A 6,947-nucleotide genomic window follows, 5' to 3' on the forward strand; every position below is an offset into this window, starting at 1 on the left:
GGTAATATGATCCATTGAGAAGCCTTGTTTTATAACATTTTGTCTTGAGAACCAATATGTTACAAAAACAGGGCTTTTTTTCTACTCTTTTTTTATATCGAACTCAGGTTAGTAGTAAAAATTCGTCAAAGACCAGACTACAGGCATAGATTTGATCATCCTGATAACGGTCATACAGCCGATAAAATTCCTCGACCAGCGTCTGTTGCAAGTGCTCTAAATAATCCAGCATAATTTTTATTCTTTATTTTATAAGTTTTAGATAGGTACAGCCGCATCCTTGGCTATTTTTATAATAAGTTAATGCGCCAAGGATGCAAAATTTTATCAGATCTTGCTGTTCACTCAGTGAAAGTTCGGACGGTAATCAAAATTCTGTGTCACGCTTTGATCACGGAATGGACGTACCACTTTTTTTCTGAGCAACATATTGTTAATGATGTTATGCGGAAAAATCTGGATCTGGTTGTTAAACAGTTCGACATTGCGATTATAAATCGTAATCGCCGCACCGACATTTTCATTCTGTTCTTCAATTTCAGCCATCATTTTCAGATAGATGTCATTGGCTTTCAGTTCCGGATAATTTTCAATCACGACATTCAGGCTATGCATTAACTGTTTGTTCAGACTTTCAATGCGTTGTAATTGTCCAATATCGGCATCCTTGATATTCAGGTTCATGATGTTCTGACGCAGTTCGGTGACTTTTTCCAGCGTGCCTTTTTCGAAACTCGAGTATTGCTCGACCAGCGGTTGCAGCCCATCCAGAATTTTCAGTTTTTGCCGTTCGTAACTGGCGACATCCGACCAGGCACGAATCGTAGCGTTATGATGACGGATAATACTGTTGCGGATCATGATAATCGTGACAATCAGCGCCACAATGATCAAACATAAAATCAAAAATCCCATCCGAGATCTCCCCAAGCTATATCTATATTTAAAAAATGATGCGAAAAATTTATTTTAAAAACTGCAGCAGATCATGTTGTAAGTTTTCGAGCTGTTTTAATTTAAACGTTCTCAGGTGGCCGCGCAATGTGGAAATATCGCTAATATTCTGCTGCTTGCTCGATACCTGAAATAAATCATGGGGTCCCAGATAGCACAGCATTTTATTTTCTGGGTGAAACAGTAAATCACCCTGACGCTGTTCAAAAAAGTCGGCCAGTCGCAGCACAAAACCCGGACTGAGTAATTTGGCAGTTTGCATCGGATCGCTGCCATAAAAGCTTAATCTCTGGTTGGTGCGAATATCGCTGCTGTGCCAGGGATAGCTATAAGGATAATAAAATTTCTTTCTGGAAGTGGTGACCGCCAGTCCCTGAATCTGGATATCAAACACAAATACGCCCCACAGGTCTTTGTGGACCTGCATCAGTTTAACCGGTTGGCCCTCTTTGTTTCTGGCCTGTACTTCATCAATATAGTGGTATTGGAAGAGTAGTACCTGATGTTGCTGGCCGTTTTCATCTTCCCAGACCGTGCTGGCATAACGCTGAATCTCATTACTCAACGAACCTTGATTGAATACTGGAAATAATTGTTTTAAATGCCGGATAAAGTGCAGGGGATTGAGTGGCATGGAAATATGCAGTGGCTGTTTTAGAAAGGCAAGCTGATATTTTTTGGCCAGTGCCTGTTCTTCCAGAAAAGCAATGACTTCCTCTAAGGGCTGCTGCTGTTCATAGCAAATATAGGCCCAGAAGATACAGAGACAGCCGAGAAAAACACTGCCCTGAATCCAGATATTTCCCGGCGCAATAAAAATGCTGCCAATCAGAAAAAGCCCAATTCCGGCAAGCGCAAGCGGCAGGTTATTTTCAAACTTGAGCGTAATCGGGCCATTCCAGGGATGCAGCCCATCCAGCAATTGCTGATGCGTTTTGGCCTGTTGACCCAGATCCCAAAGCCGAGCGATATTTTGAAACACCACTGCATTTTTCTTGCGGCGAATATGAATGGACTGTTGTACAGACTCGATCGGCATGGGCAATGGTTCTCGCTTATTTCGCCTGATCAATCAGCATGGCATCGCCATAACTGAAGAAGCGATACTTGCTGTCTACTGCATGCTTATAAGCATTGAGAATATTGTCACGGTTGGACAAGGCAGATACAAGCATTAACAGGGTCGATTCTGGTAAATGGAAGTTAGTGATCAAACGATCGACCACTTTAAACTGATAACCCGGATAGATGAAAATCTGGGTATCACCTGTCCAGGCTGCCAGTTCACCGTTATGTGCTTGTGCTGCACTTTCGACTGCACGGGTGGCAGTCGTGCCTACAGAAATGACTTTATTACCGCGGGCTTTAGTCTGACGAATCATCTCGACCGCAGTTTCAGGGACGTCGCACCATTCGCTGTGCATGATGTGATTTTGAATATCATCGGTACGCACTGGCAGGAAAGTACCTGCACCAACATGTAGGGTCACAAAAGTTTTTTGAATCCCTTTGGCTTCCAATTTTGCCAACAGATCGGCATCAAAATGCAGGCTGGCAGTAGGTGCTGCAACGCTGGCCAGTTTGGTTGGGTCATTAAACACGGTTTGATAACGTTCAGTATCAATCTCTTCCGCTTCACGGTTGAAATAAGGCGGAATCGGCAAGGCGCCGTATTGATCCAGCACATCGAGAATTGGTTGTGAAAATTCTACAATAAACAGATTTTCATGACGGCCTTGTACGGTCACTTTCACTGCATCCGGGCCAATAAAAAGTTCTGCACCGGCTTTCGGAGTGTTGCTGGCCTTAATATGACAATAGGCAATAAAGCGATCTTGCATACGCTCAACCAGCACTTCTACCGCACCGCCTGAAGCACGTTTACCTTTTAAACGGGCCTTCATGACTTTGGTGTCGTTTAATACCAACAAGTCGCCGTCTTCAAGTAAATCCAGAATATCGGTAAATTGATGGTCATGATATTGACCTTGGGCATCGAGGTGCAACAGGCGAGAGGCACTGCGTGTTTCCAGTGGGTAGCGAGCAATCAGCTCATCGGGGAGATCAAAATTAAAATCAGAAAGTTGCATGATGATTTACGCTAAAAAAACTGCGGCTAGTATAAACTTTTTTCTTTTTTATGGCGGGAATTGCTCGATTTTAAAACGAAAAAATGCGATTTGTTTTAAAAATAAACAAATGTAAATATTCTGCGTTGACAGTGCTGAGAAATCGCGTATTATACCTTTCATCCACTCCCGAGGTGGTGAAATTGGTAGACGCGGCGGACTCAAAATCCGCTGTCAGAGATGACGTGTCGGTTCGAGTCCGACCCTCGGGACCAAAATTCTAAAAAACCCCAAGCATATTCAGTCTTGGGGTTTTTTATTGCCTGAAATTTATAAAAATTAAAATGATGCATCATTTCAACTGTACCTTTTAAATTGTTTGTGTTTTGGAATATCCGATTACTTTGGCAAATAAGTACCTGCATAAATCCCTGGGTGAAAAACTCAAGATATAAAAAAACCGGCCCCAAGGACCGGTTTTTTAAATCATCTTTAAGCTTTCATGCGATTACGCAGCAAAAGACTCAAGGATTGAGTTTAATGTAGCGCTTGGACGCATTACTGCACCCACTTTCGCTGGATCTACTGCGTAGTAACCACCGATGTCTACAGATTTACCTTGAACTTCGTTCAGCTCAGCAATAATCTTCGCTTCGTTGTCAGCAAGTGCTTGAGCAATCGGCGCAAATTTCGCTTTAAGTTCAGCATCTTCGTCTTGAGCAGCCAGTGCTTCAGCCCAGAATTTAGCAAGGTAGAAATGGCTGCCACGGTTGTCTAGTTCACCAGTACGGCGTGAAGGAGACTTGTCGTTGTCAAGAAGTTGACCTGTTGCCTGGTCAAGTGTCTTCGCAAGAAGTTTCGCACGTGCGTTGTCTTCTTTGATGCCAAGCTCTTCAAGAGATACAGCAAGAGCCAAGAATTCACCTAAAGAATCCCAGCGTAAGTGGTTTTCTTCTACAAGCTGTTGTACGTGTTTAGGCGCAGAACCGCCTGCACCTGTTTCGTACATGCCGCCACCAGCCATCAAAGGCACGATAGAAAGCATTTTCGCAGAAGTACCAAGTTCCATGATTGGGAACAAGTCAGTCAGGTAGTCACGCAGGATGTTACCTGTTACAGAAATAGTATCTAGACCGCGAGCAACACGTTCAAGCGTATAACGCATTGCACGTACTTGTGACATGATCTGGATGTCAAGACCAGTGGTGTCATGATCTTTCAGGTATTTTTCAACTTTCTTGATCAGTTCGTTTTCGTGTGGACGGTACGGGTCAAGCCAGAAGATTGCCGGCATGCCAGAGTTGCGTGCACGAGTAACTGCAAGTTTTACCCAGTCGCGGATCGGTGCGTCTTTCACCTGACACATACGCCAGATATCGCCTTCTTCCACGTTTTGTGACATCAACACTTCGCCTGTTTCTAGGTCAGTGATGTTCGCAACACCTGCTTCAGGAATTTCGAAAGTCTTGTCGTGTGAACCGTATTCTTCCGCTTTTTGCGCCATCAAACCAACGTTAGGTACAGTACCCATGGTTTTTGGATCGAAGTTGCCATTCCATTTACAGAAATTGATCATTTCCTGGTAAATACGTGCGAAAGTTGATTCAGGCATGACTGCTTTACAGTCGTAAGGCTTGCCGTCAGCGCCCCACATTTTACCGCCACCACGAATCATTGCAGGCATAGAAGCATCTACAATCACGTCGTTTGGTGAATGGAAGTTAGTGATGCCTTTTGCAGAATCAACCATCGCTAAAGCTGGACGGTGTTCTTGACAAGCATGTAAATCAGCAATGATTTCTTCACGTACAGAGGTTGGTAAAGTTTCAAGCTTTTCGTAAAGACCCGCCATACCGTTATTGACATTAATGCCAAGCTCATCAAAAAGCTTGCCATGTTTTTCGAATGCTTCTTTGTAGTAGATTCTTACACAGTGACCAAATACGATTGGGTGAGACACCTTCATCATGGTTGCTTTAACGTGTAAAGAGAACAGGATGCCTGCTTCACGACAGTCTTCAAGTTCTTTCTCGTAGAAGTCGCAAAGTGCTTTCTTGCTCATGAACATTGAATCGATGATTTCGCCGTCCAGAAGCGCAACTTTTGGCTTAAGAACAATCGCTTCACCAGACTTGGTGATCAATTCCATTTTTACATTCCGTGCGCGGTCTAAAGTCATCGACTTTTCGCCGTGGTAGAAGTCACCTTCGTCCATGTGTGAAACGTGAGTTTGCGACCACTGTTTCCACTCGCTCATAGAGTGCGGGTGTTTTTTCACGTAGTTTTTAACGGCAGCAGGTGCACGACGGTCTGAGTTACCTTCACGTAGAACAGGGTTTACTGCTGAACCAAGACATTTGCTATAACGTGCCTTGATTGCTTTTTCTTCTTCAGTGGTCGGGTTTTCAGGATAGTCAGGGATTGCATAGCCTTTAGACTGAAGTTCCTTGATACACGCTGTTAGCTGGCCAACAGAAGCACTGATATTTGGGAGTTTGATAATGTTCGTGTCTGGATCTTGTGTAAGACGACCTAGCTCAGCTAGAGTGTCAGGCACCTTTTGCTCTTCGCTTAGGTAATCTGTAAATTCGGAGAGCACGCGCACAGCTACAGAGATGTCACTTTTGACGATCTCAACGCCAGCTGGCTTAGTAAAGGTCTCAATGATCGGCAGCAGAGAATAAGTCGCCAGTAATGGCGCCTCGTCGGTCAGTGTGTAAATGATAGTTGACTTTCCACCAGCCATATATAGCCCCTTGCGTTGGATTGAGTTTCTGAGGACCGAACTTTTGGCCCAGCCTCTTTGAACCGATTTGCTTAAATAAAAACATTGAGAGTATCGTCTTTCAGCGCATTTCAGTCAACGAAATATGCCTTTAGATTGAAATTTGGGTGAAAATTTGTACAGATTTGTATGGTTTAGCCGTGTTTATATTTTGTACAAAAAAATAATCATCTTCTGCTGTAAATCCTGATGAAAATGATCGGAAATGATTCGCTAGCCAATTGTATTCACTGAAAATGGTTTTTTGAGTCCGACATAGACTTAAACTGATCCTCGAGATGTATATCGGTACCGAATGACTTCATGCTGTTTTGCGCAAATTCAGTCAGGCTGATGATGCAAATTTGTCCTTGGCAGATGGCTACATCATCATGGAATAGCTTTGCGCTATACTGGCAAGCATTAATGAAATGATCTTAAAGATTGACACTAACAAGGAAATGTAATGCCCAGCCTGTTTATTGTAATGCTCGGTGGTCGTCATGCCCGTGCCAATACAGAAGTTCATGATGTGGTTTTGGCTGTGGGGGAGAGTCTGGAAGATACCTATCCGCAATTAAAAAATGCCTGGTTTGCGGAACAGAAAGGCTTGCATATTGATGCCTGGGCGCAAATCAACGGGCTAGAGTTCGAGGGCAAGTCCTATGTGCTGCAATTTACTGATGCACAGCCACAGCAATCCGATGAAAAACTTTGGCTGATTAATCTGGGTGGTTATGATCCACGTGAGTTTGGTGAGTTACATCGTTATGTGTTGGTGGTTGCGCAGAATGCTATGGTCGCTAAACAGCGCGGTAAAGCTTACTTCGCCCGGCACTGGCAAAAACAGCATACCGACCGCGTGCTGGATGTAGATGACTGTATTGCCATCGATCAGGTTTATGGCCACTACGTCCAACTGCTAGAGGGTAGTTTTAGCGGCAATCGCTGGGAAAATACCTATCTCACGATTTAAAGCAGTTTGCGATTGAATTAAACTTGCGGCTGGCTTGATGATTCGATAAGCGGTTTAAAAAATCTCTTTATCAAAATAGGACTTACGCACTATTATTTATAGATTCTCTGTGGTAGCAGATGATTTTTATCGAGAATAAAGTCATCAATGAAGTTTTTGATAACTGGTCTAAATAATTTCTTCT

At 43.5% G+C, this 6,947-nt stretch carries 6 protein-coding genes and 1 tRNA gene; 2 read left to right on the forward strand and 5 right to left on the reverse strand.

Features of this window, described 5'->3' with window-relative positions; translation table 11 throughout:
- Positions 1-103 precede the first annotated feature (103 nt).
- The 4 genes from WFH18_RS16115 to queA all read right to left on the reverse strand — a co-directional run bounded on the left by WFH18_RS16115 (position 104) and on the right by queA (position 3,044).
- Entirely contained in the window at positions 104-232 is a 129-nt protein-coding gene (locus WFH18_RS16115) for a hypothetical protein (RefSeq protein WP_336755259.1), read from the reverse strand.
- A 113-nt stretch (positions 233-345) separates the two neighbouring features.
- On the reverse strand, positions 346-915 hold the full coding sequence (locus tag WFH18_RS16120) for a LemA family protein (RefSeq protein WP_004733752.1): 570 nt from the start codon (positions 913-915) through the stop codon (positions 346-348).
- 49 nt (positions 916-964) lie between these two features.
- Positions 965-1,993, reverse strand: a complete 1,029-nt coding sequence (locus WFH18_RS16125) for a hypothetical protein (protein ID WP_121979805.1) — start codon at positions 1,991-1,993, stop codon at positions 965-967.
- Between the two features lie 16 nt (positions 1,994-2,009).
- The gene (gene queA / locus WFH18_RS16130; RefSeq protein ID WP_004645165.1) at positions 2,010-3,044 is read right to left on the reverse strand and encodes a tRNA preQ1(34) S-adenosylmethionine ribosyltransferase-isomerase QueA; all 1,035 of its coding nucleotides are present in this window, start codon (positions 3,042-3,044) and stop codon (positions 2,010-2,012) included.
- 167 nt (positions 3,045-3,211) lie between these two features.
- On the opposite strand from queA, the gene WFH18_RS16135 reads away from it, so the two are divergent.
- Positions 3,212-3,298, forward strand: a tRNA-Leu gene (locus WFH18_RS16135).
- Positions 3,299-3,531: 233 nt separating this feature from the next.
- Here the strand turns inward: WFH18_RS16135 and WFH18_RS16140 are convergent.
- Positions 3,532-5,769, reverse strand: coding sequence for an NADP-dependent isocitrate dehydrogenase (locus WFH18_RS16140; protein ID WP_121979804.1), 2,238 nt, complete (start codon positions 5,767-5,769; stop codon positions 3,532-3,534).
- Positions 5,770-6,253: 484 nt separating this feature from the next.
- Here WFH18_RS16140 and WFH18_RS16145 point away from each other — a divergent pair, with 484 nt between their 5' ends.
- Positions 6,254-6,763, forward strand: coding sequence for a DUF1543 domain-containing protein (locus WFH18_RS16145; RefSeq protein ID WP_005252819.1), 510 nt, complete (start codon positions 6,254-6,256; stop codon positions 6,761-6,763).
- The last annotated feature ends 184 nt before the right edge of the window (positions 6,764-6,947 follow it).

This window comes from Acinetobacter sp. USHLN143, from assembly GCF_037145695.1.
Classification (GTDB): domain Bacteria; phylum Pseudomonadota; class Gammaproteobacteria; order Pseudomonadales; family Moraxellaceae; genus Acinetobacter; species Acinetobacter fasciculus.

Coding starts and splice junctions, on each gene's coding strand:
- WFH18_RS16120 (WP_004733752.1), bottom strand. CDS start 915: ATGGGATTTTTGATTTTATGTTTGATCATTGTGGCGCTGATTGTCACG.
- WFH18_RS16115 (WP_336755259.1), bottom strand. CDS start 232: ATGCTGGATTATTTAGAGCACTTGCAACAGACGCTGGTCGAGGAATTT.
- WFH18_RS16145 (WP_005252819.1), top strand. CDS start 6,254: ATGCCCAGCCTGTTTATTGTAATGCTCGGTGGTCGTCATGCCCGTGCC.
- WFH18_RS16140 (WP_121979804.1), bottom strand. CDS start 5,769: ATGGCTGGTGGAAAGTCAACTATCATTTACACACTGACCGACGAGGCG.
- queA (WP_004645165.1), bottom strand. CDS start 3,044: ATGCAACTTTCTGATTTTAATTTTGATCTCCCCGATGAGCTGATTGCT.
- WFH18_RS16125 (WP_121979805.1), bottom strand. CDS start 1,993: ATGCCGATCGAGTCTGTACAACAGTCCATTCATATTCGCCGCAAGAAA.